This is a genomic window from Caulobacter sp. 602-1 (genome assembly GCF_003931565.1).
Classification (GTDB): domain Bacteria; phylum Pseudomonadota; class Alphaproteobacteria; order Caulobacterales; family Caulobacteraceae; genus Caulobacter.
On sequence record NZ_RRYI01000205.1, the window covers coordinates 1 to 275 of the forward strand.

1 protein-coding gene is annotated in these 275 nt (G+C 62.2%); it reads left to right on the plus strand.

Translation table 11 applies throughout. The features are described 5' to 3' along the window. Positions 1-275 (plus strand): AAA family ATPase (locus EIK80_RS25880; protein WP_148099159.1); only part of this gene is annotated, 275 nt, incomplete at both ends.

Genomic DNA, 275 nt, shown 5'->3' on the forward strand with positions numbered 1-275 from the left:
CTGACGTTGATGGATGGTTTCGAGTCCAAGGGCAATGTGGTGGTGGTCGCCGCGACGAACCGTATTGAGGATGTGGATCCCGCTCTGCTGCGTCCGGGGCGTTTCGATTTGCAGATTCCCTTCCCGATGCCGTCCGAGCGCGACCGTTTGGGCATTCTGCAGGTGCAGGCCCACTCGCTGTCCATCGAGGGCGAACTGCCATTGGAAGACATCGCGCGGCGTACTGAAGGCTGGAGTGGCGCCGAAGTGTGCGCCATCTGGACCGAGGCCGCTCT